Here is a 26,559-nt window from a genome sequence, read left to right on the forward strand (position 1 = left end):
AAAAATTGAGCACATCTTGCGATGGCGCAAGTTTTATAGAAAATCGAAGAATAGGCGGGAGAAATTGCGGTAAAAAAATCAGACAGGCAAATCAAGCCATGCCATAAAACAAAAGCCGCTTGCCTTAAAGGCAAAGCGGCTTTTATGGTTTTGCAAGCAGCTTGGAATGCCGCGATTTTAGAAAGCAGCGATTCCAGTCTGCGCACGCCCCAATATCAGCGCATGAATATCATGCGTGCCTTCATACGTGTTGACGACTTCCAGATTCACCAGATGACGGGCAATGCCAAATTCATCAGAAATACCATTACCACCCAGCATATCGCGTGCTGTACGGGCAATATCCAGGGACTTGCCGCAAGAATTCCGCTTCATGATGGATGTAATTTCAACTGCTGCCGTACCCTCGTCCTTCATGCGCCCCAGGCGCAAACAGCCTTGCAGTGCCAGCGTGATTTCTGTCTGCATATCTGCTAGTTTTTTCTGTACCAGCTGATTTGCTGCCAGTGGGCGACCGAATTGCAGGCGGTCCATGGTGTATTGACGTGCTGTATGCCAGCAGAATTCTGCCGCACCCAAAGCACCCCAGGCGATACCGTAACGGGCAGAGTTCAGGCAAGTGAATGGGCCTTTGAGGCCTTCTACATTCGGCATCAGGTTTTCTTCTGGCACGAATACTTCATCCATGACTATTTCGCCAGTGATGGAAGCACGCAAGCCTACCTTGCCATGGATGGCCGGTGCGCTCAGGCCTTTCCAGCCTTTTTCCAGGATAAAGCCGCGGATGCGGCCATCATCTGTTTTTGCCCAGACCACGAAGACATCAGCGATAGGGCTATTGGTGATCCACATCTTCGCGCCACTGAGGGAATAACCACCCGGCACAGTCTTGGCACGGGTCACCATGCTACCTGGGTCAGAGCCATGATTAGGTTCAGTCAGGCCAAAGCAGCCTATCCATTCACCCGTCGCCAGCTTGGGCAGGTATTTTTGTTTTTGTGCTTCGCTACCAAATTCATTGATAGGCACCATGACTAGCGAGCTTTGTACACTCATCATGGAACGGTAACCAGAATCAACACGCTCCACTTCGCGTGCCACCAGGCCATAGCAAACATAGTTCAAACCAGCCCCGCCGTATTGCGTAGGGATCATGGAACCCAGCAAACCAAGCTCGCCCATCTCACGGAAAATGGCTGGATCTGTTTTTTCATGACGGAAAGCTTCCAGTACCCGTGGCGCCAGCTTTTCTTCGCAATAAACACGTGCAGCATCCTGCACCATGCGTTCTTCATCGCTGAGTTGCGAGGACAATAACAAGGGATCTTCCCAACTAAATGCAGCCTTGGCCATCTTTGTTTCTCCTGATTGAATTATGTACTTCATTATTTTTTTGCATGCCACTTTCATAAAGTAAGAAGTGACATGACATGCTTCATGCAGCCTTAAGTACTTGCCTGACTCGGCAAATGCAGCAAAGACAAACCCAGTTGCGCCCTGCGTACCAGCCAGGGGCTGGGGCGATAGCGCGGGTCGCCAGTGCTGGCATACAAGTTCCGCAAAACCAATAGTATACGCGAAGTCCCGAGTTTGTCGCCCCAAGCCAGCGGGCCTGCCGGATAAGCGAGGCCTAATACCACTGCCTTGTCCAGGTCTTGCGGACTGCATATGCCTTGCTGGGCTATGTCGCTAGCGATATTGATAATGGTCGCCAAAATGCGTTGAACCACGAAACCTGCACTATCCTGTATCAGGCTGACGCCCTGCCCGCTTTTTTGCAGCAAGGACTGGCATTGTGCTGCGAGGTTTGCATCTGTAGCGGGATTCATCATCAGGCTCAGATGTCCCTGGCAAGCGGTCAGTGCATCGATGCCAAGGGTGCGACGTGCATCCAGCCCGGCTCTTGCTACACAGGTACTGACATCTTCGCCGTATGGGCTGACTATGCACAGTGCCTCTGCAGATGGCTGTTCACCATTTTCGAGAGTAACGCCGCAACGCTCAAACAAGGCAAGCAGTGCTGTCACTGCGTCCGCGTTTTCCTGACTGATCCATACTGGCCCTGTCCAGGCAGGCTGGTGCTCGGGAACCGCAGGTGCGTCCTGGTTGCCACTATAAGAATAAAAACCGCGCCCGGTCTTGCGGCCCAGCACACCTGCATGTACCCGCTGCGCAGTGATAACACTGGGGCGATAGCGTGGTTCCTCATAATATTGGTGATAAATCGCTTCCATGACCGGGTGAGATACATCCAGCCCGGTCAGGTCCAGCAATTCAAACGGGCCCAGCTTGAAACCTGCTGCCTCACGCATGATCTGGTCTATCTGGCGAAAGCTGGCAACGTTCTCTTGCAATATCCGCAGTGCTTCCGTGCCATAACCACGGCCTGCATGGTTGACGATAAAGCCAGGTGTATCTTTGGCACGCACTGGCAAATGCCCGGTTTGCGTGGAAAATGCCATGAGCTGCTCTGCGACCGCTGCATCGGTCAGCAAGCCATCGATGACTTCCACCACCTTCATCAGCGGGACAGGATTAAAGAAATGCAGGCCCGCAACACGCTCAGGTATTTTTGTGCACGCCGCAATGGCGGTCACTGACAAAGACGAAGTATTGGTCGCCAGTATGCAAGTGTCGCTGACGATGGCATCCAGTTGCTGGAACAAGGCACGCTTGACATCCAACTTTTCAACAATAGCCTCCACCACCAGATCACACTTTGCCAACTCCTGCATGCTATTGACGACTTGCAAGTTTTCCACAGCACGCTGATATTGTTCTGCACTGAGTTTTTCCTTGCTCAGCATTTTTTGCCATTGTTCGGCAATCAACTGACTGGCTTTGCTGGCGGCATCTGCCTGTACATCAAACAAGAGCACGGTAAAACCTGCCTGTGCCGCAATCTGGGCAATGCCACGCCCCATGGCACCGGCACCGACGATACCAACAGCGCCAACAACTGCAATACTGGTTTTCATATTTACTCCGGTACGATGGCAGTGACTTCTATTTCTACCCTGGCTCTGTCTTCTATCAAGCCTGCGACCTGCACCGCAGTCATGGTCGGGTAATGGCGGCCTATAATGTCGCGATAGGCTTCGCCAACTTCTTTATAAGCACCTACATATTCTTTTTTATCGATGACATACCAGGTCATGCGCACGATATGCTCGGGTTTGGCATTTGCCTCTGTCAATACTTCAACGATATTCTGCAAGGCCTGCCTTACCTGGCCAGCGAAATCATCGGTCTGAAAGGCGCATTGCGCGTCCCAGCCCACCATGCCACTAACGCACACGGTACGGCCACTGGCAGAAATGCCATTCGAATAGCCGCGTGGCCTGGCCCAGCCCGGAGGTTGCAAAATATCCATCATCTATCCTTTCATTGATGACTTTTCAGACCTTAGCGCCTGAAAAATCCATTATATTTATCTCACAAATTGCAGTAGTTCAGCATGGCAGTACGCAGTTCATCGTGTATGGCTATAGACTCGCGTAATTTCAAATCCATCATGACCAGTACCAACTTCGCTTTCAGACGCATATCCTGTTGCGGTCCGCTAAAGCAAATTTGCAACTCAACCGAAGTCTTACCCAGTTTCGTCACTATCAATTCTGCCAGCAAACTTTCACCCAGCTCTGTCGGTTTGATGAAATCCGTTTCCAGGTGCACGGTGGGCAGCCCCATGCCACGTGCAATATGCATTTCATGAAAACTGCAAGCCAGACCCTGCGCGCACCAGTCTTCGACCACGCCATTCATCATTTCAAAATAGCGCGGATAAAACACAATACCTGCAGGGTCGCAATGGGCAAAGCGTATCGGTAATTCAGCCTTAAAAATCATGCTGAGGCAAACTCTTTCAGCAATTCACGGCCTATGATCAGTTGCTGCACTTCCGTCGCCCCTTCATAAATACGAAGGGAACGGATTTCACGGTACAGACGCTCTACCGGCATTTCGCTGACGACACCCAGGCCACCAAACATCTGCACCGCTGCATCTATTACTTGCTGCGCACCTTCAGTCGCAGTCAGTTTTGCCATGGCAGCTTCTTTAGTGACTTTCCTGCTCTGGTCTCTTTGCCAGGCGGCACGGTAAATCAACAGGGCTGAACTATCTATGGTTGTAGCCATCTGCGCCAGCTTGGTCTGGGTCAGTTGAAAATCAGCCAGGGTCTGGCCAAACATCTTGCGTGTCGTTACTCTATGCATGGCTTCGTCCATGGCGCGACGGGCAAAGCCAAGGGCAGCGCCAGCCACGGAGGTACGGAAGATATCCAGCGTTGCCATCGCCACCTTGAAGCCCTGCCCTGCCTCACCCAGGCGCTGCGTGGCCGGGATGCGGCAATCAGTAAACTTCAGACGTGCCAGCGGATGCGGGGCTATCACATCGATACGTTCGGCGATTTCAAAGCCGGGCAGACCGGCATCAACGATAAAGGCCGTGATGCCACGTGCACCTGGTGCTTCGCCAGTGCGGGCAAACAATACATAGAAGTCGGCAATGCCACCATTGGAAATCCAGGTTTTCTCGCCGTTCAGGACATAGTGACCGCCATCTGCATCAGCGACAAATTCTGCCGCACATTGCATGGCTGCTACATCCGAACCAGCTTCAGGTTCGGACAAGGCAAAAGCAGCAATCGCCTCACCTTTGGCGACCTTACTCAGATAATTTTGTTTTTGCACTTCAGTACCATGCAAGCTGATGGCACCAGAACCCAGACCCTGCATGGCAAAAGCAAAATCTGCCAGGCCAGAATGACGGGCTAGGGTTTCGCGCATCAGACAAATGGCACGGGTGTCGATGACGTCAGCATTGCCGCCATAGGCACTACCGCCTATGGCATTCCTGAGCCAGCCAGCCGCGCCCAATTGTTTGACGAGATCGCGGCAAGCCTGATCGATATCTGTTGCATGATGATCAGGCAGGTTTTCTGCAGACCAGGCATCCAACTTGCTTTGTAATTCGCGGTGCTTGTCTTCAAAGAAAGGCCAGTCCAGGTAACTGGTGTCAGACATCTTATGCGTCATGTTCAATCCCCTTCAAAGACAGGTTTTTGCTTGGCAACGAAGGCATGGTAGGCGCGATGAAAGTCATTGGTCATCATGCAGATGGCCTGTGCCTGGGCTTCTGCTTCTATGGCCTCATCGACGCCCATATTCCATTCCTGATGCAGCATTTTCTTGGTCATGCCGTGAGCGAAGGTAGGACCGTCGGCCAGATTGCGCGCATAAGCCTGCGCCTCTTCCCAAACTTGCTCAGGCTCTACCAGACGATTGAAGAAACCCCAACGTTCTGCCTCTTCGCCCGACATGGAACGCCCCGTATATAAAAGGTCAGAAGCCCGCCCCTGCCCTATGATACGCGGCAAAATGGAACAGGCTCCCATATCACAACCTGCCAGACCAACCCGGGTGAACAGGAAGGCTGTCTTGCTACGCGCTGTACCCAGGCGTATATCAGACGCCAGTGCCAAAATCGCGCCAGCGCCAGCGCAGACGCCATCAATTGCCGCGATAATCGGCTGTGGGCAGGCACGCATGGCTTTGACGAGATCGCCCGTCATGCGGGTAAAACTCAGCAGACCTGGCATGTCGAGTTTGGTCAAGGGACCTATGATTTCATGTACATCGCCGCCAGAACAAAAATTCTCGCCAGCTCCGGTAATGACGATGGCCTTGACATCGTCAGCATACGCAAGCGCGCGAAACAGGTCGCGCAACTCGGCATAAGAATCAAAGGTCAGCGGGTTTTTGCGCTCAGGCCGATTCAGGCTGAGCGTCGCTACACCGGCAATCACGGCGTATTTGAACTGGCTGGCTTCATAGCCCGCCAGTTGTTGACGGTTGCCAGGCAAATCCTGGGCTTGTCCGGGTAGGTATTTCATGATTATTATTCCTGCTTGAGGTTGTCCGTATTATTGTCGGCAATGCTATCAACACCAGGCTCATGCAAATGAGTTTTCACTTGCGACAACAATTCAAATAATTTGCTTTTCTGCTCAGCCTGCAAGCCAGAAAACATATCGGCTATCCATGCTTCATGCACCGCTGCCATACGTTTGAAAGCACGACGGCCAGCAGGTGTCAGCTTGACGCTGTAAGCACGTCTGTCTTTAAGGTCGGCGACGCGAGTCACCAGTTTTTCCTGCTCCAGCTGATCGGTAATGCCGGTGATATTGCCGCCAGTGACCATCATACGTTTGGATAACTCTCCCATACGCAAGCCTTCTGGATGCCTTTCCAGCTGTGCCATCAGATCAAAGCGCGGCAAGGTGATACCAAATTCGCTACGCAGGCGACTGCGGATTTCACCTTCTATCATGACAGTGCAAGACAGCATGCGTAACCACAGGCGCAAAGATTGATGGTCATCTTGCGTCAGGCGAGTTTCCATGTCGAACACTGGCGAGCTTTCTTCTTTCATACTTGATCTTGTTTGTTCTTCAGATTTCATCACATGACTTCGCCACCGGCTACTGCTATTGACTGTCCATTCATCGCCGACGCACCGTCCATGCATAGCCACAACACCGCATCTGCGACTTCTTGCGGCTGTACAAGGCGTTTTTGCGGATTACCCGCAGCCAGTTCAGCTTTCGCCTGTTCTTCTGTCCGGCCGGTTTTGGCAACGATATTGGCAACGGCTTCTTTAACGATATCGGTTTCGGTATAACCAGGGCAAACCGCATTCACCGTCACGCCTTTTGCCGCGACTTCCAGCGCCACTGCGCGCGTCAGGCCTATGACACCATGCTTGGCAGCACAATAGGCAGAGACATAGGCATAACCCTTCAAGCCTGCCGTACTGACCACATTGACGATACGCCCCCAGCCAGCTTCCAGCATCGCAGGCAAGGCCTGCTGCATGCAAATGAAGCTGCCGTTCAGGTTCACGTCCAGCATGTCTTGCCACAGTTTGGCATCGGTTTTCAGGAAAGAGGCCGAACTGGCTTGCCCTGCATTATTGATGAGGATGTCGATGCGACCATCCCTGCCCTGCGATAATTCAAAAGCCGCTTGTACCGACTCCGCATCGCTGACATCCATGACTACATACTGCACTTTGGCATTAGACAGGGAAGCCACAGCGCGTTGCAAAGTCGCTTCGCTACGCCCTGCCAATGTCACTGTCGCCCCTTCAATGAGCAAGGCTTGCGCTATCGCCAAGCCTATACCCTTGCCACCACCAGTAACCAACGCATGTTTGCCTTGTAATTTTTCCTGATACGCAACCATCCTCATCCTTCCAGCAACTTGGCGGCAACTTGCTGCGGCGTCAGACCAGTGCTGGCTGCGGCGACCTGTCTCTCACGTTCGAGATTGCGTTCCAGCTGCATTTTTCCGGCGACATATTGCTTGGGCCAGGGCATATCATTGAAGCCCAGTTTGGCTGCTTCATGCAAGGTCCAGGCAGGGTCAGCCAAATGTGGCCTGGCGATGGCGCACAAATCAGCACGACCAGCGGCGATGATGCTGTTTGCATGATCCGCCTCAAAAATGGCACCAACTGCGATAGTAGGTATCTGTACCTCATTGCGTATACGATCAGCAAACGGTGTCTGGAACATGCGGCCATAGACAGGTTTCTCCTGCTTGCTGACCTGACCAGAAGAGCAATCTATCATGTCGGCACCTGCTGCCTTGAACAGGCGAGCAATGGCAACTGCACCATCTGGCGTAATGCCACCCTCTACCCAGTCATGCGCAGAGATGCGCACGGAAATCGGTTTATCTGCAGGCCAGACCGCACGCATGGCGGCAAACACTTCCAGCGGATAACGACAACGTTTTTCCAGTGAACCACCGTATTCATCTTCACGCTGATTGGTCAGTGGCGAAATGAAGCTTGATAGCAAATAGCCGTGAGCGCAATGCAGTTCCATCCAGTCAAAACCTGCTTCTGCCGCTGCCCTGGTCGCCTGGACAAAATCATCTTTTATCCGCTGCATGTCTGCTGCTGTGGCAGCACGCGCAACTTGCGAAATGCCAGGCAAGTATTGCTGATCTGACGCTGACACCAATGACCAGTTGCCTTCTTTCAATGGTTGATCAGTACCCTCCCAAGCTACGCAGGTTGAACCTTTTGCTCCGGCATGACCGAGCTGTACGGCAATCTTTGCATCAGTATTGGCATGAACAAAATCGACGATACGCTTCCAGGCTTGCGTATGCTCAGGTGCATACAGGCCGGGGCAAGCTGGCGTGATACGCGCATCGGCAGAGATGCAAGTCATCTCGGCAAATACCAGGCCAGCACCGCCCATGGCGCGGCTACCCAGATGCACGAGATGATAATCGCCAGCCACGCCATCGACCGCTGAGTATTGCGCCATCGGTGAGACGACGATGCGGTTTTTCAATACCACTTCGCTTAGCTTGTAGGGCGTCAGCATGGGTGGGATCGCTGTTTTTGTTTTAGGCACAGGCAAGCCAGCTTTGGCATACGCCTGCTCTGCTATCCAGTGTTCAAAACTGCGCACATAGCCAGCATCCCTTACCCTCAGATTTTCATGCGACAGACGCTGGCTGCGTGTCAGCATGGAATAGGCAAACTGCGGTGCTTCCATGGCGGTATAGCGCAGCACGTTTTCAAACCATTCCATGGAATTGCGGGCTGCGCTCTGTATCTTCAAGACTTCTATGGAACGCAAATCCTGATAGGCTTCCAGGACGGTATCCATGCCTTGCTCGCCATGTTTCTCAAAACTGCGTGCCAGTTCTATGGCATCTTCCAATGCCAGCTTGGTGCCTGAGCCTATGGAAAAGTGTGCGGTATGGGCAGCGTCCCCCATCAAAACCACAGGTACACGCTTATTATTTAGCGGGTTCCAGTGCACCCAGTTCTTGCAGATAATGCGCGGGAACTTGATCCAGTTGGCTGAGCCACGCAAGTGCGTGGCGTTTGACATCAGTGCATTGCCATCGAGGTATTTGGCGAACAGGTTTTCACAAAAAGCGACGGCTTCCTCCTGGCTCATTTTATCTATGCCAGCCTTGAGCCAGGTTTCTTCCGGTGTCTCGACTATAAAGGTCGCAGTATCGCCGTCATATTGATAGGCATGCGCCTGGAACCAGCCATGCTCGGTTTCTTCAAAGGCAAAGGTAAAAGCCGAGAACAGTTTTTTAGTGCCCAACCAGACAAAACGGCATTTACGCGTATCGATATCGGGTTGATAGCTTTGCTCATAGCGGGTACGAACGCGACTGTTCAAGCCATCGCAGGCAATGACGAGGTCAGCATCATATTCCAGCGCCAGTGCCTGGTCGTCTGCCACATCTGTTTCGAATACCAGCTTGACATCCAGCTCTTCGCAACGCTCTTGCAGAATATTCAGCAAACGCTTGCGACCTATACCACAAAAACCGTGGCCACCAGAGGTAACAACCTGGCCCTTGAAATGGGTGTCGATATCATCCCAGTGATTGAAAGACTGCAAGATGGAACGGGCGGTATGTTCATCGGCATTCACCAGGTTACCCAGGGTCTGGTCAGAAAACACCACGCCCCAGCCAAAAGTATCGTAAGCACGATTGCGTTCAACGATGGTGATCTGGTGCGCCGGGTTTTGCTTTTTCATCAGCAGGCTGAAATACAGGCCAGCCGGACCACCGCCTATGCATAGGATATTCATTAAGATACCTTGAAGATTAATTTATTACTTTGACCCAATACTGCACCACTGCCTTATTGCATTTTGCAAGAGGCGACATAAGCGTCTGGATGATTGGTAAATACAGCACTCAGAGTTTTATTGGTCACCCTGCCCTGCCCATCTTTGCTGATGATGCGCGCATAGTAATTTTGCACAGGATAGTGATTACTGTTGAACTTGAAGTCACCGCGCACAGATTTGAAGTTGGCTGCCTTGATGGCTTTACCCAGGGCATCCTTGTCTTCTATCTTACCCTTGACACCGCGCACTGCACTATCCATCAACATGGCAGCGTCATAGCCTTGCGATGCATACAGTGATGGCAGGCGGCCATATTCTTTCTGGAAGTCAGCAACGAAACGTTTGTTTTGGGGATTATCCATATCATGTCCCCACTGCGATGCATTGAACATACCCAGCATGGGTGCGCCTACTGCCTTGATAATGTCTTCATCAGCAGAAAAGCCCGGGCCAAAGAGTTGAGTATTCTTGGACAAACCGGCATCCACAAACTGCTTGATGAAATTGATACCCATACCACCTGGCAGGAAGATATACACGGCATCGGGTTTCAGGTTACGTATCTGTGCAAGTTCTGTCGCATAATCAAGCTGCCCCAGTTTGGTAAAGATTTCTTCGGCAACCTTGCCCTTATAATAGCGCTTGAAGCCAGTCAGTGCGTCTTTGCCTGCCGGATAATTAGGTGCCACCAGAGCGACATTCTTAAAACCCTTGTCATTGACCTGCTTGCCGACTGCCTCATGCAGGCTGTCGTTCTGCCAGGCCACATTAAAAAAGTAAGGATTACATTGCTCACCCGCATACTGAGACGGGCCAGCATTGGCGCTGATGTAATGCACCTTGGCAGCAAAAATCGTTGGCCCCACTGCCAGCATCAGATTGGAAAACACGATGCCGGTCATCAAATCGACCTTGTCCTTCTTGATGAGCTTGTCCACCAGTTGCTTGGTCGCGTCAGGATTTTGCTGGTCATCACCCGTGATGACCTCAACTGGCAAATTACCGAATTTATTGTCCAGATGTTTCATCGCCAGAGAAAAGCCATCGCGTATATCCACACCCAGGCCTGCACCCGCACCAGACAAGGTGGTGACCATGCCTACTTTGACTTTGTCTGCGGCAAAAGCATAGTTCGCGTTGGTCGCAGCAATACTGGACAGCAATAAACACAGCAAGGTCTTTTTCACGAACGTCTCCTTCGGGTTAGTAGGCATTGGTATTAGCTTGTGACAGGTGTGCGCAATTTATAGCGCTGCAGCTTACCGGTTTCAGTTCTCGGCAAACTCGTCATGAATTCTATGGCACGCGGATACTTGTAAGGGGCAATACTATTCTTGACGAAATCCTGGATTTCCTTGCTCAGTTCTACTGATGCCTGCGCACCGACTTTCAACACCACAAAAGCCTTGACGATCTGACCGCGCTCTTCATCCGCCAGGCCTATGACTGCGCACTCAGACACTGCCGGGTGCTTCAGCAAAGCTTCTTCAACCTCTGGTCCGGCGATGTTATAGCCCGCAGAAATAATCATGTCGTCAGTGCGGGCGCGGTACCAGAAATAGCCGTCTGCATCCATCTCATAGGCATCACCTGTCAGGTTCCAGCCCTGGTGCACATAATTTTTTTGCCTGTCATCTGCCAGGTAACGGCAACCAGTTGGCCCCTTGACTGCCAGGCGACCAACCACGCCAGGGCCAGCCACGTCGCCATGCTCATCAAATATACAAGCCTGGTAACCGGGTATGGGCTTACCGGTTGCCCCTGCCCGCGTCTCATCGCCTGCGGCAGAAATAAAGATATGCAGCATCTCGGTCGCACCTATGCCATCTATCATGACCAGGCCAGTCGCCTGACGCCAGGCTTCACGGGTTGCGGCAGGCAATGCTTCACCGGCAGAAACGGTTTTCTTGAGACTGGACAAATCAAAATTCTTTGCCAGCGTGGCCATCTGGCGATAAAAGGTAGGTGCAGTAAAACATACCGTGGCCTTGAATTCGTCTATGGCTTTCAGCAGGGATTCTGGCGTCAGTTTTTCCAGCAATACCGCTGTCGCACCTACGCGCAAAGGAAACAGCAGCAAGCCACCAAGGCCAAAAGTAAACGCCAGTGGTGGCGTGCCTATAAAAATATCGCTTTGTGCAGACTGCAAGGTAGAACGTGGAAAGCAATCGCAAATCGCCAGCACATCCCTGTGGAAGTGCATGGTGCCCTTGGGCATTCCGGTCGTACCAGAAGTAAAGCTGATGAGGCAGACATCTTCGGCCAAGGTATCTACAGCGGTAAATTCAGCTGATTTGCCAGCCATGAGCGCTTCCAGGCCATCATCACCCTGATGATTGAAGTACATCACCTGCTTCAATATGGGATTGGCTTGTAGCGCCAGCTCCATCTCTTCACGCAGATTTTCTGAGCAGAGTGCAGCGGCAATCTCAGCCTTGTTGGCGATCACGCCCAATTCCTTGGCGCGCAACAGGGGCATGGTGGGCACAGCTATGCAACCCGCTTTGATGACAGCCAAAACACTGGCAGCCATCATGGGATTATTGGCTCCACGCAACAGTACCCTGTTCCCGGGCTGTAAATGCATATCTTCCAGCAAGACGTGGGATATACGACTGACGGTAGCCAGCAGATGGGAATAAGTCCAGCTTTCGGTCTGGCTGCGGATGGCAATGCTGTCTGCATGGCCAGTTGCACACATCTTGTCGAGCAAGTCGGCAACACAATTCAGGCGTTCAGGGTATTGCAACTCAGGCAAAGAAAAAACCAGTTCGGGCCATTGCTCGCGTGGTGGCAAGTGATCAAAAGCAAAGGTATCCAGATGGGCAGACCCTGGTAGCACAGTTGAATTCATTTCTTCTCCGGCTTTGGTACACGATATTGATACAGCAACCCCGAAAACACCAAACTACTTTAAACCTAAACTATTTTTAGGTAAAGTGTTTTTTAGCATCAAAACCAAGTTTTTCTCAAAGAAAATATTTTCAATTGAGTCGCTTATAGTATATTTTAGGTCTAAAGTAATTTCATTGAATACCTTAGCAGCACCATCAGGGATATCAGAATGAACATCACGCTTTTGTTGGAGCACGGTTTAAACGGCTTGCAATTTGGTCTCATGCTTTTTCTGCTGGCAGCAGGCCTGACGCTGATCTTTGGCATCATGGATTTCATCAATCTAGCCCATGGCTCCCTCTATATGGCCGGTGCTTATTTCGCCGCCAGCTTTACCAGCATGACAGGTTCTTTCTGGCTCGGCTTGCTGGCAGCGGTGATAGCAACAGCGCTGCTGGGTGTGATACTGGAAGTAGTGGTCTTCAGACATTTATACCAGCGCGATCATTTATCCCATGTGCTGGCGACTTTTGCATTGATACTGATATTCAACGAAGGTGCGCGCATGATCTGGGGTGCGCAGCCGCTGATGCTGAATATTCCACCACAGCTATCACAACCAGTGGAATTGCTGCCTGACTTTTTTTACTCATCTTTCCGCCTGTTCATCATCGCCACCGGGCTGGTTGTCGCTGGCCTGCTGTATTTTGTCGTCACCAAAACCCGCATAGGCATGCTGGTGCGGGCCGGAGCATCTAACCGTGAAATGGCCATCACCATGGGTATCAATATCAAGCTGGTGTTCACCTTGCTGTTTGCCTTTGGTGCAGCCCTGTGCGCCATCGCAGGAGCTCTACTCGGTTCCATACTCGCAGTACAGGTGGGTATGGGTGAAAGCATACTGATACTGGCGTTTGTGGTCATTGTCATAGGTGGCATAGGCTCGATACGCGGGGCATTGGTAGGCGCATTGCTGGTGGGGCTGGTTGATACCCTGAGCAAAACCTTGCTGCCCGGTGCGCTGAAGCTGTTGATGCCGCTGGAAATGGCAGCCAATCTTGGCCCTGCCCTGGCATCGATACTAATTTACGTATTGATGGCAGCCGTGCTGTTTTACAAACCCCAGGGCCTGTTCCCTGCGCGAGGCTAAGGGAGTAATTATGCAGAGCAGCCTACATCACAGCATATCGCGCAATTCCAGCACAGGCATCCTGTGCCTGCTGATTGCCTTCCCCCTGCTTGCAACTTATTTCGCTCAGGAATTTTATATAGGTCTGTTAAGCCGCCTGATGATTTTCGCACTGGTAGCCAGCAGCCTGAACCTGATACTCGGTTTTGGCGGCATGATCAGCCTGGGGCACGCTGCTTTCTTTGGTAGTGGCGCTTATGTGGTGGGCATATTGATGCAACATGGCGTCACATCTGCCTGGATCAGCTGGCCAGTGGCCATGCTGACTGGTTTTGTGCTGGCACTGGCAATAGGCAGTGTCTCACTCAGGACCCGCGGCGTATACTTCATCATGATCACGCTGGCATTCGCACAGATGTTGTATTTCCTGTTTGTGTCATTAAAAAATTATGGTGGTGACGATGGCCTGAGCCTGGTGCAACGTTCGGTAACAGGGCTGGACATGAGCAATGACAGCAATTTTTATTATTTGGTGCTGGTCATTTGTGCCATATTTCTCTTCGTTCTGTACCGGCTCATCAATTCCCGTTTTGGGCGTGTGATACAAGCCATCAAGGAAAATGAAACCCGTATGGAAGCCATAGGTTACCCGGTGTTTCGCTATAAGCTGCTGTGCTTTGCGATTGCAGGCAGTGTCGCCAGCCTGGCAGGTGCCTTGCTGGCAAACCAGAACATGCTGGTTAGCCCCAATCTTTTGCACTGGACACAATCCGGCAGCCTCATGGTGATGGTGATACTCGGTGGCGTGGGTTATCTGTCAGGCGGCATTCTGGGTGCAGTAGTCATGCTGATGCTGGAAGAAATCCTGTCTGGCTACACCATACACTGGCAGTTATATCTGGGCATTATCCTGCTGCTGGTCGTCATGCTCTTGCCAAATGGCCTGGCCAGCTTGCCGGAAAAGTTCATGCCCATCAAAAAACCTCAAGGGGATCAGACATGAGCGTGTTGCAGCTAAAAGGCCTGGTCAAACGCTATGGTGGCCTGCTCGCAACCAACAATCTGAGCCTGGATGTATTGCCTGGCGAAATCCACGCCATCATAGGCCCGAATGGTGCGGGCAAGACTACGCTGATACATCAGATATCTGGTGCTATTGCGCCAAACCAGGGGCAGATCATTTTCAATGACGTCGATGTCACGGCCCTCAGCATGCATGAACGTGTCAAGCTTGGATTGGCACGTTCTTACCAGATCACAAATATCTTCCAGTCATATACCGTCATCGATAATCTGAGCCTGGCGATACAAACGCGCTCTGGCAGCAGCATGCGTTTCTGGCGCAAGGCCATAGATGAGCAGGCACTTTTTGAGCAAGCAAGGCAACTCGCCAGCGACATAGGTCTGGCTGAACACTGCAATAGCAAAGCCTGTGAACTCGCGCATGGCGAACAACGTCAACTGGAACTGGGATTAACACTGGCGACACAACCTAAACTGCTCTTGCTGGATGAACCTATGGCAGGCACTGGGCATGAAGAATCAGGCAAGATGCTGGAACTGATCGCAGCCCTGCGCGGCAAGGCTGCCGTGATCTTGATAGAACATGATATGGATGCCGTCTTCAAACTGGCTGACCGCATTTCTGTTTTGGTGGCAGGGTCCATCATCGCCACTGGTACGGCAGAACAGATACGCCAGAACCCGGAAGTCAAGAAAGCCTATCTAGGTGATGAAGCGGACATGGCACTCAAGGAAGTCGCATGAAGACCATACTGGAAGTCGAACATATCGCTACCGCCTATGGCCACAGCCAGGTCTTGTTTGGCATAGACCTGCAAATACGTCAGGGTGAAGTCGCCAGCCTGCTGGGGCGTAATGGCGCTGGCAAAACAACGACCTTGCGTTCAATACTGGGGCTGACACCAGCACATAAAGGCCATATCAGCTTCATGGGCCAGTGCATAGAAAAAATGACGACGGATAAAATTGCCAGGATGGGCATAGCCCTGGTGCCGGAAGGCAGGCAGATTTTCCCCAACCTGACCGTTAAGGAAAACCTGGTCGCCTTTGCCGCCAATCGCAATCAAAGCAAAACGCCATGGAACCTGAAAGAAATTTACCAGCTATTCCCGCGTCTGGAAGAACGCGCCGGCAATATGGGCAATCAATTGTCTGGTGGTGAACAGCAGATGCTGGCCATCTCACGCGCCTTGATGACCAACCCGCATCTACTAATACTGGATGAAGCAACGGAAGGCTTGTCGCCGCTGGTGCGCGAAGAAATCTGGGCTTGTCTCAGAAAGCTGCGTGACCAGGGGCAAACCACGTTGGTTATCGATAAATATGTAGAAAAACTCATCCCCCTGGCCGATCAGCACAGCATCATGGAACGGGGCAAGATAGTCTGGCATGGCAATAGCGAGAGTCTGACGCAGTCACCTGAGACCTGGCAGAAATATGTGGGGGTTTAAAATTGTTATTTAGAACAGACAGCGTACCTGCACTGCCAGCCCCAATACCTTGGCGTTACTCAAGTTCAGATTATCTGTCGCATATACACACCCACAAACTGATTGCTCCAGCCTATGCCAACTGACTTATAACGCGTATCAAAGCTGGCACCAAAGCGACCATAGGCAGAATGATTGGCGACACTCAACACCGGCAGATTGACACCGTAAAAATGCCGGACTTGCGCGGCAAATTCCCATTACTGGTTTTGGTAAGCGAGGCGTGCTGTATGTGTTTGTGGCACGGAGACCGGGCGAGTCCGTTGACGGTCGACGCCTTGCAGCAAAGGCTGATAATTCAAATAGCCTTTACTGTCATATTGCACGACGGCAGAACTCAGGCTTTGCTGCAGCTCTGGCGAATTTTTTCTAGGCAATTTTATTACAAAGTGCAAATGCAAAAGACTATGGATTTTAACACTGGAAATACGCTACTTAGAACAAAGGCCAAACAAATATTTGTCTGCATGCATCCATCACAAATTGGCAGAGCCAAACCACACACCAGCTCGACTCGGGATTTTAGCGACTATTAAAAATAGTGCTGAATTTGAATGACATAGAAAAATCAGGGCTTGACTTGCGCGGGCAGCACACGCTCCGCCGATGTCGAAGCAGGGGAATTGGCATCCAGAATTTGTACGAAGATTTCATTTTTCTTGATCATGCCCAATTCAAAGCGGGCGCGCTCTTCTACGGCGTCTGTCCCGGTCTTCAAATCCTGCACTTCAGATTCAAGCTTGCCATTACGCTCTTTGAGTTTTTCATTATTATTCTTCACCTGAGCGACTTGCCGGTCCAATTCCCAGACACGCAACCAGCCCCCCTTACCCAACCACAGCGGGTATTGGATCAACATCAGCAAGGCAACAAAGGAAAGGGCAATCAAACGCACGGCTTATTGAAACAAAGAATATTAAAAGAAGAAACTAACAAGAAAAAGGGGAACATCGTTCCCCTTTTGACCACCACGATACCAGATTACTTCAGATTATAGAAGGCATCACGACCAGGATAGCTGGCAATTTCGCCCAAATCTTCTTCAATACGCAGCAATTGATTGTATTTTGCCATGCGATCAGAACGGGACAAGGAGCCGGTCTTGATTTGCAGAGCATTCGTACCAACCGCGATATCAGCAATAGTGCTGTCTTCTGTCTCACCAGAGCGATGGGAAATCACGGCTGTGTAGCCAGCACGTTTTGCCATTTCGATGGCAGCAAAAGTTTCAGTCAGAGTACCGATTTGGTTGATCTTGATCAGGATGGAGTTGGCAATACCTTTTTGTATGCCTTCTTTCAGGATCTTGGTATTGGTGACGAACAAGTCATCGCCAACGATCTGAACTTTCTTGCCCAGTTTTTCAGTCAGGATAGCCCAACCATCCCAGTCACCTTCAGCCATACCATCTTCGATGGAGATGATAGGATATTTATCCACCCAGGTTGCCAGCAGATTGGTGAAGTCAGCAGATGACAAAGTCAGGCCTTCACCTTCGAGGTGATATTTGCCGTCTTTGTAGAATTCGCTGGCCGCGCAATCCAGGCCCAGGGCGATTTGCGTGCCTGGCTCGTAGCCAGCAGCTTCTATCGCCTGGATAATCAGCTTGATGGCAGATTCGTGATTATCTACAGAAGGTGCAAAACCACCTTCATCACCAACCGCTGTCGTCAAACCTTTGTCGTGCAAAATCTTTTTCAGTGCATGGAAGACTTCTGCACCGTAGCGAACTGCTTCGCGGAAAGATGGAGCACCTACCGGGATAATCATGAATTCTTGAATATCCAGGTTATTGTCTGCATGCGCACCACCGTTGATGACGTTCATCATAGGCACAGGTAATTGCATCGCACCCGAACCGCCGAAATAACGGTACAGTGGCAAACCAGCTTCTTCAGCAGCTGCCTTGGCGACAGCCATGGAAACAGCCAGCATGGCATTTGCACCCAGGCGGCTCTTGTTTTCAGTACCGTCCAGGTCGATAAGAGTACGGTCAAGAAAGGCTTGCTCATTCGCATCCAGGCCCATGATGGCTTCAGCGATTTCGGTATTGATATGCTCGCAGGCTTTCAAGACACCCTTACCCAGATAGCGGGACTTGTCGCCATCACGCAGCTCTATCGCTTCGCGGGAACCAGTGGATGCGCCAGAAGGCACAGCAGCACGTCCCATGACACCGGACTCCAGCAAGACATCACATTCAACAGTTGGGTTACCGCGTGAATCCAGAATTTCACGACCGATAATATCAACGATGGCACTCATTCAATTCTCCTAAACAATCAAAATATCGAACAAAATATCTAACAAAATAATACGAATCTGATTTGCAACACATCCGTTGGCCTGATATGGCCACAGGTAAATAAAGCTGCAATGAATTTTCTACTGCAAAATAATGGAGCAGATAATACCCCATTACTCTGGTTCGACGAACTGAACAATACTTTATTCTTATCGCTTTTTGTACTGATAAGCAAAAAAGCAAATTTCGCTACAGGGCAAATCAAGTAAAGAGGATTTATAGTATCCAGGTCTACTAACAAGATGCTTGTATCCAGACACCACAACAAAAATTCTTTAAGGCAACTCAACATCATTTTGCAAAAAAGGCGAACCACTATCGTGGCTCGCCTTTTTAATCAGGATTTATTAATGACGAGCAAACCAGCACTCAAACAAACTGGCTGGTTCAAGCCCGCATCAAATCCACCACATCTCATGCCTTGTTACCTTGCGCCTTTTTATGCGCTATCGCTGCCTTGGCGAAAGAGATAAACAAAGGGTGACCATCACGTGGCGTCGACTTGAACTCAGGGTGGTACTGCACACCCAGATACCAAGGATGGACATCACGCGACAATTCCATGATTTCGCACAAATCTTCTGTCGGCGTACGGGCAGAGACGATCAAACCGGCTGCCTCAACGCGACCCAGATAATGATTATTGGCTTCATAGCGATGACGATGGCGCTCAGTCACGACATTGCCATAAATCTCGGACGCCAAAGTACCGGAGCGAACTGCACAAGTTTGTGCACCCAGACGCATGGTGCCGCCAAGGTCAGAATTTTCATCCCTTGTTTCAACTTTACCGTCATGGTTTTGCCATTCATTGATGAGGGCAACCACTGGCTGTTCTGTCTCGGTATCAAACTCTGTCGAGTTTGCCATGGCCAGACCGGCCTTGTTACGGGCGTATTCAATCAGTGCAACTTGCATACCCAGGCAAATGCCGAGGTAAGGTATTTTGTTTTCACGTGCATAGCGGGCTGCCAGTATCTTGCCTTCTACGCCGCGCTTGCCGAAACCACCTGGCACCAGGATGGCATCGTATTTTTCCAGCGACTTGGTACCGTGGATTTCGATTTCTTCAGAATCAACGTATTCAATATTCACACGACTTTCAGTGTGGATACCGGCGTGACGCAAGGCTTCTGTCAAAGATTTATACGATTCTGTCAGGTCTACATATTTACCGACCATGCCGATAGTGACTTCTTCTTTCGGATTTTCCAGTGCGTAGATCAGTTTGTCCCACATAGCCAGATTCGCTGGTTTTGGTGACAAGCCCAGTTTATCGCATACGATTTTATCCAGACCCTGGTCGTGCAACATCTGTGGAATCTTATAGATAGTATCTGCATCCCAAACAGAAATCACTGCTTCTTCAGCCACGTTGGCGAACAGGGAAATCTTGGCACGTTCATCATCCGGGATAGGACGATCAGCACGGCACAGCAAAGCGTCGGGAAAAATACCGATTTCACGCAGTTTTTGTACGCTGTGCTGAGTCGGCTTGGTTTTCAGTTCACCAGCAGCGGCAACATAAGGCACCAAGGTCAGATGCACGAAGGCAGCAGCATTGCGACCAGCACGCAGGCTCAGTTGACGGGCAGCTTCAAGGAAAGGCAGGGATTCGATATCACCCACAGTACCACCGATTTCAACCAGGGCAACGTCAGCACCGGCTGCGCCACGATGGATGAATTCCTGGATTTCATTGGTAATGTGCGGAATAACTTGCACAGTCTTGCCCAGGTATTCGCCACGGCGTTCTTTACGGATAACGGACTCATAGATCTGGCCAGTAGTGAAATTATTCACCTTTTTCATTTTGGCCGTGATGAAACGCTCATAGTGTCCCAGGTCCAGATCAGTTTCTGCGCCGTCATCGGTCACGAAAACTTCGCCATGCTGGAATGGGCTCATGGTACCTGGATCCACATTGATGTAGGGATCAAGTTTGAGCATAGTGACTTTGAGACCGCGCGATTCAAGGATCGCAGCGAGAGAGGCAGCAGCAATGCCTTTGCCTAAAGAGGAGACTACGCCCCCCGTAACGAATACAAACTTAGTCATTGCAGAAGGTGCCGAACGGCACAAGCGGGAAATTCGAATTATACATCACTAAGCCTTGATGTGTGCGAATTCCCGCTTGCAAATCCTGTGAAATTTCAGGATTCAGCTGGTTTACATTGCATAAATAAATTGCAATCTTGCAAAATTTTGTGCGCCCTGTCCATTGCTCAATTCCCTGATTTCATTGCTGCGACGAATGAAAGATGCCGATGCCCCATAGTTTTCACCACGCCACAAATAGCCAATTTCGAACTCGCCAACCATGCTTTTAGGCTTGACTGTAGTCGCCTGATTATTAAAATAGCCGCCCTGCATGCTTGCATTGTAGGCAACAGCCTTGAGTTCGGTGCGCAAGAAACCATAACTGGCTGCTTGCTCTGGTAGCGCATTCAGGCGACCGGCACGTATCATCAACTCTGCACTTGCATCAGTAAAAATATTACCAAGACGCCCTTTAATACGAGGTGCAATATCTATATAGGGCATAACCACGGCGCGCCCGGGTGAATATTCACCTGATAATACTGCACCCCATTCATTACGCAATTGCGTGCTCCAGCCTTGTGGCAAGGGTTGCTTCAGCAATCTGTGCAAATGCGTCTGCGTCCATTCACCACCGGCGCAAGGCCCCAGGCATCCTATATCCAGCCCCAGTCGCTGGCTTTGACCATCAGCCTCGCTCTTTTCCCGATACAGTCCCGCATATAACCAGCCTGCATAAGGGTGGTCATTCCTGGATATCTGGTTTGGAGTCAGTTTAATGTCCGATGCGGTATACAATTCCTGCCCCAGACGCCAGCCATAGGTCAGCGCCTGCTTGGCATTAGTTTTGGTAAAACTTTGCCCTATCCTGTTACCAGCGGTATAGAAACCGTCCTCTTTCTTGAGCAAGAGGCTGTCGTTATCGATATCCACTAGCCAGGTGATCTTGCCTGCCTGGCGCACCTGGGCAAATTCATCCCATGACGGTAAGACCTCTTGTCCAAACGCGCTGGCAGTGAAAAACACTGCTGCCAGTGCGGCGGAAAATTTCAATACAGGCTTGATTTGATTCATGTATTTATCGCGATAGTGTTTATATGGAGCTTAAATTGAGCTTAGTTTCATGCTTTCCAGCATACTCAGCACGGCAGTGGCTGTATGGCCTGGCACTTCCATAGGGATTAAATGTCCGCCAGGAATAAGTACATAATTATCGCCCATTAATTTTTTTGTCGCTTTTGGACCCGCCTGGCGGCATTCTATGGATTCAGTGCCACCGACAAAACCAACAGGCACATTCGGCGGGCGTTTATTCAAGCGCCCCAAGCCATGTGGCAGCGTGCGGTAAATTGCGGTTTCCACTTCGCGGGTAAAGCGCAGGGTGACGCCTTGCGCATGAGGTTTAAGACCGGCCTTCATATAGTCACGCAAGACTTCTGGTGGCCAGATGGCAAACATCTCTTTGGAAGCAAAGTGCTGATAAGCCTCTTCTTCACTCTTCCACAGATGACGGCGCTTTTCTGAAAAGCGTGCAGGAGAAAATTTCTTATCCAGACCAAGAGATTTAAATATACGCAATAACATCGCCCGCCAGCCCGATACCACCGGAGAATCCAGTACCACCACACCTCGCACCAGATCTGGCCTGGCCCTGGCTGCCATCAAAGATAGAATCCCACCCAGCGAATGTCCCAGCAAGATCACTGGCTGCTGATAATTTTTCTGCAAGGTATCTATCAACTCTTGCACCAGATTACGCCAACCATCTGTCACTGGATATACAGGATCATGGCCGACCATATCAGTAGCATGGACTTCATAATCTGAGCGCAAATGATCGAGGAACATACGATATGTCCCGGATGGAAAACTATTGCCATGGACAAAATGGATGATGGGCTTTACGGTAGTCTGGTTCATAGCTAAGGGTATAGCATTACCGGTCAAACCAATAACGCGCATTTTCCTGTCTGAATTGTGAAGTTTTCAATGATGCGCCAAATTGTATGCTGATTGCACCCGATTCATCTGTTCTTAGACGTTTTATTCCAAAATCAGCATAGCGCTGGAAGACCTCAGGCTTGGGGTGGTGATAACGATTCAAGTAACCAACCTGGAAAATTGCCAACTCGGGATGCACTACTTTCAAGAAAGGCTCTGTCGACGAGGTACCACTACCGTGGTGAGGTGCAAGCAATATATCAGCCTTGAGTTTTAGCGGTATGCTATGGATAAGTTCATCTTCCTGTATCGCCTCTATGTCACCCGCCAACAACATGGAATGTAATTTTGTGGATACTCTCAAAACGCAGCTACGGGCATTGGGCTTCCATTTTGTGCTTTCATAACTGGCTGCCCCAGGTTGCAGAACTTCAAAATGGACGCCGTCCCAATCCCATGCCTGCCCAGCCACACAACGCCTATGCTGACTTGCAGCCTGGACGATAGGACTGTCGAGACTCAGGGATGTGCTGGATAGCGTCACAGGCACATGCTTGAGTATGCTTAAAGCCCCGCCAGAATGGTCATTATCATTATGGGAAATCATCATGACATCAAGCTCATTGATGCCTCGCGCATGCAAGTAGGGCAAAATCACCCGGCTGCCGCTATCTGAATCAGCACCCAAACCCGGGCCAGTATCATAAAGCAGCCTGTGATGTGCAGTTTCCAGCAATAAGGCCATGCCCTGCCCCACATCCAATGCAGTCACTTGCAACTCATCATCTGCCGGCCTTTGACTGGTTTGCAACAGCAGAGGCAAGCAGCAAATCAAACCCAGGCCGCGTAGCGGCCAGGCTTTAGGAGCCAGCAGCCACAAAATGCCCAGTGTGGCCAATACCAGTAGCCAGAATGAGGGCATTGCCGCAGTCCAGACGGCGAAGGGTAAAGCGCTAAAGTAATTCAGGGATTGCGCCAAAATATCCACAAAGACGTGCGCGATTTTCAGCAACCATACCGACAAAGGAGCAGGCATGATGCTACCGACCAGAGCCAGAGGCGTCACCACAAAACTGATGAGGGGTATGGCAATCGCATTTGCCAGAGGACTAATGATAGAAATTTGTCCAAACAAAAACATGGTCAGCGGGAGCATGCCTATCGTCACGGCATATTGCGTCAAGGATGCCGAGCGCAAACCCAGCATCATGCGCGCACTGCGCTGTTCTGGTGGCTTGATATGCCCTTGCCCACCTGTCGCAAATACGATGATGGCAACCGCCGCAAAAGACAACCAAAACCCCGGCGACAATACTGCCCAAGGATCTGCCAGCACAACCAGACCCAGCGTCAGGCTCAACACGGCAGAAAAACTGCTGATGCGCCCTGTCCAGATGGCGACGGCAACCACACTCAACATGATCAGGGTTCTTTGTGCTGGCAACCCAAAGCCAGCCAGAGCAACGTACACCAGTGCCATCAGCGCACCAGCCAGTGCCGCTGCCTTTTGTGCGGGCAAGCGCAAAGGCAGCTCCAGCCCCAGAAAAAAGGAGTGCCGCCAACAATAAAACACCAGACCAGCAAGCATTCCCGCAACCATGGTGATATGCAAACCTGAAATACTGATCAGATGGCCAATGCCCACTCGGTTGAATACCGTCCAGTCAGTTTGAGGGATTTCGCGTTGGTCACCCACTACCAGCGCCACCAGCACGCCTGCATAAGGATGATTTGGCAGGGCAGCATGAATGCGGTCACGCAATTTGGCGCGACTGGACTCGATGACATTGCCCACACTCCAGACAAAATCAGCCAGCTTACGGTTGTACAGTACAGCGTCTGGCTCATACTTATCCAGGCGCACCGTACCCGTGGCACGCAAATCCTGTTCCAGCAACCATGCCTCATAGTCAAAGCCAAGTGGATTGGCATTGCCATGTGGCCGTTTTAGTCGCACGCGCAATTGCCAGCGTTCGCCTGGCTGCACGGCAGTTACTTGCCGCATATCGCTACCGCGATCTGCACCGTACCAAGATAGTGCGACTTTTGATGGCCAAGCTGCAATGCTGCTCAAATCACCGACACCATCTGCGCGCACCTGCTCTACCGCAAAATTGAATCTTTGCCCTTGCTCAAAACGAAAAGGCAAGCTATCGATGGTGCCGATTAAGACAATATCCTGATTTTCCCATTTCTTCGGCAATTCTTCCCGCAAGTAGAAATGGGCATAACCACTGGCCCAGACAAAACCCAGGACGGCAGCAAGCGTGAAGCGTGCAGGCAAACCTAACCCGGGCCCAAGTTTGAATGTACATAGCAAAATAAGGACGAGCAGCGAGAAAAATGTCATCAGCAAAAGCAAGTGATAGCTGAATAAGCTTGCCTGTTGCTGCAAGATGGCAACACCAAATACCAAACCCAACATCACCGCCCGCACAGACTAGCCCCTTTGCATGCGTGGCATGATATGCATGACATTGGCGCTGGTTGCTTGCGCCACTTCATTCAGACTGAGATTGCGCAATTCTGCCAGCACGGCCCCTATCTTTGGCAACTGGGCTGGTGTATTGGCTCCATCTGGCAACCAGCTTGGCGGGATATCTGGAGCATCAGTTTCCAACACGATGCTGGACAGTGGCAAGTCCGTTGCCAGCCTGCGTATCTGCAGGGCCCGCGTGAACGTCATGGCACCGCCAAAGCCCAGCTTAAAACCCATCTCAATGAAGGTCTGTGCCTGCTGCACACTGCCGTTAAACGCGTGGGCAATACCTCCCCTGACTTTGATGCGCCGCAAATGTTTGAGTATGATGTCTTGTGAACGCCTTACATGAAGCAGCACCGGCAAGTCAAAATCCCTGGCCAGCTTCAGTTGTTCGACATAAAAATATTCCTGTTTTTCCTTCAAAGGACTAGTGGTCAGTGCAGGTACAAAATAATCAAGGCCAATTTCGCCTATGGCTACCAGCTTTTTGTATGTATCTGCGCCTGCCATCAACTCGCTTACTTTTTCGCGCAAAAGTAACAAGTCTTCTTCTTTTGAAGTCGGCACATACATGGGATGTATGCCCAGGGCATAAAAACAATCCGCCCTTTGTTCACCCAATTTGATGACCGTATCAAAATTGCTTTTGTGTACGGCAGGTACGACAATGGCCGACACGCCTGCTTGCACTGCAGCTTCGACCACAGCCAGCGAAGTGCCGCCAAACTCACTTGCATCCAGATGACAGTGACTATCTATCCACATACTATCCACATAAAGCTTCAAACCCAGGCTAATTTATTAATAGCCTGATTATGAAGCAGTTTGTCTGCAGACTACAATTTTTTGAACAGTTGCCATTGCACGCGCTTCTTTATGGGCACGCCAGCGATAGACAATCAAACCCGCCGCCAGGGCTGCCAGCAAATGTTTGAGACTGTGACCGCTCATGACATGGAGTTGCTGCAAAATCTGCCCATCCAGCATTTCAGTGATCTTTGCGACCACGTACAAGAGCATGGCAGTGCCAAATGCCAGTCTGTCTGCACGCTCTGCTTTCCATATCCATTGCCATAAAGGGATCAATACCAGGGTTAAACCCTGTATCAGCAAATAGGGACGCAAATCATCTGTCCGCTGCCACCAGATCACCGACATCAAGGCGGCCATCAATAGCAACACCAATTCCATGAAAGTTTTTCTGGCATCCATATCCGGCAAAGTGTCTGCCCTCACCGCTGCCAGCAAGCTGCAGCAGGCGAAGGCGATGGGTAATCTATCCCAAAACAGGCGCGCATCATCAGGTGCCAGATGGTAATAACTGGAACCCACGGTAGTGGCGGCAATACTCAGAGCAAAGACGCAATAAGCGGGGAATGCAATACCGGTGTCGCCTTGGCGATATTTTTCCAGCAAATACCAGCCACCAATCATGGCGACGATGGCAAAACCAAGATTGGTCAGCACATCAATGGCATGAGGTATGCCTGCCCAGTCTGACTGGTCAGCAAAATCATGATAATGCGCGAGCTGGGCTATTGGTCCATGCAGTAATAATGCCAGGGCTGCCAATGCCGAAATCAGCAAAGGCAGCGTACGCAATCCAGTTTTCATTTTCCTCACCTATGT

Annotated in this window: 24 protein-coding genes; 4 read left to right on the forward strand and 20 right to left on the reverse strand. The window is 50.8% G+C overall.

Features of this window, described 5'->3' with window-relative positions; all coding sequences use genetic code 11:
• Positions 1-177 precede the first annotated feature (177 nt).
• The 11 genes from ACO0LC_RS13500 to ACO0LC_RS13550 all read right to left on the reverse strand — a co-directional run bounded on the left by ACO0LC_RS13500 (position 178) and on the right by ACO0LC_RS13550 (position 12,539).
• Positions 178-1,353, reverse strand: coding sequence for an acyl-CoA dehydrogenase (locus ACO0LC_RS13500; RefSeq protein WP_423003848.1), 1,176 nt, complete (start codon positions 1,351-1,353; stop codon positions 178-180).
• A gap of 92 nt (positions 1,354-1,445) precedes the next feature.
• Positions 1,446-2,978 (reverse strand): 3-hydroxyacyl-CoA dehydrogenase, encoded by a 1,533-nt coding sequence (locus ACO0LC_RS13505; RefSeq protein ID WP_423003850.1) that lies wholly within the window; start codon positions 2,976-2,978, stop codon positions 1,446-1,448.
• Between the two features lie 2 nt (positions 2,979-2,980).
• Entirely contained in the window at positions 2,981-3,373 is a 393-nt protein-coding gene (locus tag ACO0LC_RS13510) for a RidA family protein (protein ID WP_162041041.1), read from the reverse strand.
• A gap of 62 nt (positions 3,374-3,435) precedes the next feature.
• A complete protein-coding gene (locus ACO0LC_RS13515; protein WP_423003852.1) occupies positions 3,436-3,849 on the reverse strand; it encodes an acyl-CoA thioesterase in 414 nt (137 codons plus the stop codon).
• A complete protein-coding gene (locus ACO0LC_RS13520) occupies positions 3,846-5,027 on the reverse strand; it encodes an acyl-CoA dehydrogenase family protein (RefSeq protein ID WP_423004222.1) in 1,182 nt (393 codons plus the stop codon). The genes ACO0LC_RS13515 and ACO0LC_RS13520 overlap by 4 nt, the downstream gene beginning before the upstream one ends.
• Before the next feature lie 14 nt (positions 5,028-5,041).
• A complete protein-coding gene (locus ACO0LC_RS13525; protein ID WP_423003854.1) occupies positions 5,042-5,896 on the reverse strand; it encodes an enoyl-CoA hydratase family protein in 855 nt (284 codons plus the stop codon).
• A 5-nt stretch (positions 5,897-5,901) separates the two neighbouring features.
• Entirely contained in the window at positions 5,902-6,435 is a 534-nt protein-coding gene (locus ACO0LC_RS13530; RefSeq protein WP_423003856.1) for a MarR family winged helix-turn-helix transcriptional regulator, read from the reverse strand.
• Positions 6,436-6,464: 29 nt separating this feature from the next.
• Positions 6,465-7,247: an SDR family NAD(P)-dependent oxidoreductase gene (locus tag ACO0LC_RS13535; protein ID WP_423003858.1), complete on the reverse strand. Its 783-nt coding sequence runs from the start codon at positions 7,245-7,247 to the stop codon at positions 6,465-6,467.
• Between the two features lie 2 nt (positions 7,248-7,249).
• Positions 7,250-9,643, reverse strand: coding sequence for a bifunctional salicylyl-CoA 5-hydroxylase/oxidoreductase (locus ACO0LC_RS13540; protein ID WP_423003860.1), 2,394 nt, complete (start codon positions 9,641-9,643; stop codon positions 7,250-7,252).
• 53 nt (positions 9,644-9,696) lie between these two features.
• The gene (locus ACO0LC_RS13545; RefSeq protein WP_423003862.1) at positions 9,697-10,899 is read right to left on the reverse strand and encodes an ABC transporter substrate-binding protein; all 1,203 of its coding nucleotides are present in this window, start codon (positions 10,897-10,899) and stop codon (positions 9,697-9,699) included.
• Positions 10,900-10,904: 5 nt separating this feature from the next.
• Positions 10,905-12,539: an AMP-binding protein gene (locus ACO0LC_RS13550; RefSeq protein WP_423003864.1), complete on the reverse strand. Its 1,635-nt coding sequence runs from the start codon at positions 12,537-12,539 to the stop codon at positions 10,905-10,907.
• A 210-nt stretch (positions 12,540-12,749) separates the two neighbouring features.
• On the opposite strand from ACO0LC_RS13550, the gene ACO0LC_RS13555 reads away from it, so the two are divergent.
• Genes ACO0LC_RS13555 through ACO0LC_RS13570 form a run of 4 tightly spaced genes read left to right on the forward strand, consistent with a single transcriptional unit; the run spans position 12,750 to position 16,123 of the window.
• Positions 12,750-13,670 (forward strand): branched-chain amino acid ABC transporter permease, encoded by a 921-nt coding sequence (locus ACO0LC_RS13555; protein WP_423003866.1) that lies wholly within the window; start codon positions 12,750-12,752, stop codon positions 13,668-13,670.
• Positions 13,671-13,680: 10 nt separating this feature from the next.
• The gene (locus ACO0LC_RS13560; protein WP_423003868.1) at positions 13,681-14,652 is read left to right on the forward strand and encodes a branched-chain amino acid ABC transporter permease; all 972 of its coding nucleotides are present in this window, start codon (positions 13,681-13,683) and stop codon (positions 14,650-14,652) included.
• Positions 14,649-15,416, forward strand: coding sequence for an ABC transporter ATP-binding protein (locus ACO0LC_RS13565; RefSeq protein ID WP_423003870.1), 768 nt, complete (start codon positions 14,649-14,651; stop codon positions 15,414-15,416). Before ACO0LC_RS13560 ends, ACO0LC_RS13565 begins: the two co-directional genes overlap by 4 nt.
• Entirely contained in the window at positions 15,413-16,123 is a 711-nt protein-coding gene (locus ACO0LC_RS13570) for an ABC transporter ATP-binding protein (protein ID WP_423003872.1), read from the forward strand. The genes ACO0LC_RS13565 and ACO0LC_RS13570 overlap by 4 nt, the downstream gene beginning before the upstream one ends.
• A 239-nt stretch (positions 16,124-16,362) precedes the next feature.
• Here ACO0LC_RS13570 and ACO0LC_RS13575 read toward each other — a convergent pair whose 3' ends face one another.
• The 9 genes from ACO0LC_RS13575 to ACO0LC_RS13615 form a co-directional block, all read right to left on the reverse strand.
• Entirely contained in the window at positions 16,363-16,539 is a 177-nt protein-coding gene (locus ACO0LC_RS13575; RefSeq protein ID WP_423003874.1) for a hypothetical protein, read from the reverse strand.
• 191 nt (positions 16,540-16,730) lie between these two features.
• Positions 16,731-17,057: a cell division protein FtsB gene (gene ftsB, locus ACO0LC_RS13580; protein WP_423003876.1), complete on the reverse strand. Its 327-nt coding sequence runs from the start codon at positions 17,055-17,057 to the stop codon at positions 16,731-16,733.
• An 86-nt stretch (positions 17,058-17,143) separates the two neighbouring features.
• Positions 17,144-18,427, reverse strand: coding sequence for a phosphopyruvate hydratase (eno, locus tag ACO0LC_RS13585; protein ID WP_186954594.1), 1,284 nt, complete (start codon positions 18,425-18,427; stop codon positions 17,144-17,146).
• A gap of 454 nt (positions 18,428-18,881) precedes the next feature.
• Positions 18,882-20,525, reverse strand: coding sequence for a CTP synthase (locus tag ACO0LC_RS13590; RefSeq protein ID WP_423003879.1), 1,644 nt, complete (start codon positions 20,523-20,525; stop codon positions 18,882-18,884).
• Positions 20,526-20,636: 111 nt separating this feature from the next.
• On the reverse strand, positions 20,637-21,581 hold the full coding sequence (locus tag ACO0LC_RS13595; RefSeq protein WP_423003881.1) for a lipid A deacylase LpxR family protein: 945 nt from the start codon (positions 21,579-21,581) through the stop codon (positions 20,637-20,639).
• Between the two features lie 30 nt (positions 21,582-21,611).
• Positions 21,612-22,427 carry an alpha/beta fold hydrolase gene (locus ACO0LC_RS13600; protein ID WP_423003883.1) on the reverse strand — a complete coding sequence of 272 codons (816 nt, stop codon included), beginning with the start codon at positions 22,425-22,427 and terminating at the stop codon, positions 21,612-21,614.
• A gap of 16 nt (positions 22,428-22,443) precedes the next feature.
• On the reverse strand, positions 22,444-24,873 hold the full coding sequence (locus ACO0LC_RS13605) for a DNA internalization-related competence protein ComEC/Rec2 (RefSeq protein WP_423003885.1): 2,430 nt from the start codon (positions 24,871-24,873) through the stop codon (positions 22,444-22,446).
• A 15-nt stretch (positions 24,874-24,888) separates the two neighbouring features.
• Positions 24,889-25,695, reverse strand: a complete 807-nt coding sequence (locus tag ACO0LC_RS13610; RefSeq protein ID WP_423003887.1) for a TatD family hydrolase — start codon at positions 25,693-25,695, stop codon at positions 24,889-24,891.
• Between the two features lie 48 nt (positions 25,696-25,743).
• Positions 25,744-26,544 (reverse strand): hypothetical protein, encoded by an 801-nt coding sequence (locus tag ACO0LC_RS13615; protein WP_423003889.1) that lies wholly within the window; start codon positions 26,542-26,544, stop codon positions 25,744-25,746.
• Positions 26,545-26,559 lie beyond the last annotated feature (15 nt).

Source organism: Undibacterium sp. JH2W, assembly GCF_049340425.1.
GTDB lineage: Bacteria > Pseudomonadota > Gammaproteobacteria > Burkholderiales > Burkholderiaceae_D > Undibacterium.

Bases quoted from the DNA above. Each gene is read 5' to 3' on its own strand.
- ACO0LC_RS13500 (WP_423003848.1), bottom strand. From the start codon at position 1,353: ATGGCCAAGGCTGCATTTAGTTGGGAAGATCCCTTGTTATTGTCCTCG.
- ACO0LC_RS13505 (WP_423003850.1), bottom strand. From the start codon at position 2,978: ATGAAAACCAGTATTGCAGTTGTTGGCGCTGTTGGTATCGTCGGTGCC.
- ACO0LC_RS13510 (WP_162041041.1), bottom strand. From the start codon at position 3,373: ATGGATATTTTGCAACCTCCGGGCTGGGCCAGGCCACGCGGCTATTCG.
- ACO0LC_RS13515 (WP_423003852.1), bottom strand. From the start codon at position 3,849: ATGATTTTTAAGGCTGAATTACCGATACGCTTTGCCCATTGCGACCCT.
- ACO0LC_RS13520 (WP_423004222.1), bottom strand. From the start codon at position 5,027: ATGTCTGACACCAGTTACCTGGACTGGCCTTTCTTTGAAGACAAGCAC.
- ACO0LC_RS13525 (WP_423003854.1), bottom strand. From the start codon at position 5,896: ATGAAATACCTACCCGGACAAGCCCAGGATTTGCCTGGCAACCGTCAA.
- ACO0LC_RS13530 (WP_423003856.1), bottom strand. From the start codon at position 6,435: ATGAAAGAAGAAAGCTCGCCAGTGTTCGACATGGAAACTCGCCTGACG.
- ACO0LC_RS13535 (WP_423003858.1), bottom strand. From the start codon at position 7,247: ATGGTTGCGTATCAGGAAAAATTACAAGGCAAACATGCGTTGGTTACT.
- ACO0LC_RS13540 (WP_423003860.1), bottom strand. From the start codon at position 9,643: ATGAATATCCTATGCATAGGCGGTGGTCCGGCTGGCCTGTATTTCAGC.
- ACO0LC_RS13545 (WP_423003862.1), bottom strand. From the start codon at position 10,899: ATGCCTACTAACCCGAAGGAGACGTTCGTGAAAAAGACCTTGCTGTGT.
- ACO0LC_RS13550 (WP_423003864.1), bottom strand. From the start codon at position 12,539: ATGAATTCAACTGTGCTACCAGGGTCTGCCCATCTGGATACCTTTGCT.
- ACO0LC_RS13555 (WP_423003866.1), top strand. From the start codon at position 12,750: ATGAACATCACGCTTTTGTTGGAGCACGGTTTAAACGGCTTGCAATTT.
- ACO0LC_RS13560 (WP_423003868.1), top strand. From the start codon at position 13,681: ATGCAGAGCAGCCTACATCACAGCATATCGCGCAATTCCAGCACAGGC.
- ACO0LC_RS13565 (WP_423003870.1), top strand. From the start codon at position 14,649: ATGAGCGTGTTGCAGCTAAAAGGCCTGGTCAAACGCTATGGTGGCCTG.
- ACO0LC_RS13570 (WP_423003872.1), top strand. From the start codon at position 15,413: ATGAAGACCATACTGGAAGTCGAACATATCGCTACCGCCTATGGCCAC.
- eno (WP_186954594.1), bottom strand. From the start codon at position 18,427: ATGAGTGCCATCGTTGATATTATCGGTCGTGAAATTCTGGATTCACGC.
- ACO0LC_RS13590 (WP_423003879.1), bottom strand. From the start codon at position 20,525: ATGACTAAGTTTGTATTCGTTACGGGGGGCGTAGTCTCCTCTTTAGGC.
- ACO0LC_RS13595 (WP_423003881.1), bottom strand. From the start codon at position 21,581: ATGAATCAAATCAAGCCTGTATTGAAATTTTCCGCCGCACTGGCAGCA.
- ACO0LC_RS13600 (WP_423003883.1), bottom strand. From the start codon at position 22,427: ATGAACCAGACTACCGTAAAGCCCATCATCCATTTTGTCCATGGCAAT.
- ACO0LC_RS13605 (WP_423003885.1), bottom strand. From the start codon at position 24,873: ATGTTGGGTTTGGTATTTGGTGTTGCCATCTTGCAGCAACAGGCAAGC.
- ACO0LC_RS13610 (WP_423003887.1), bottom strand. From the start codon at position 25,695: ATGTGGATAGATAGTCACTGTCATCTGGATGCAAGTGAGTTTGGCGGC.
- ACO0LC_RS13615 (WP_423003889.1), bottom strand. From the start codon at position 26,544: ATGAAAACTGGATTGCGTACGCTGCCTTTGCTGATTTCGGCATTGGCA.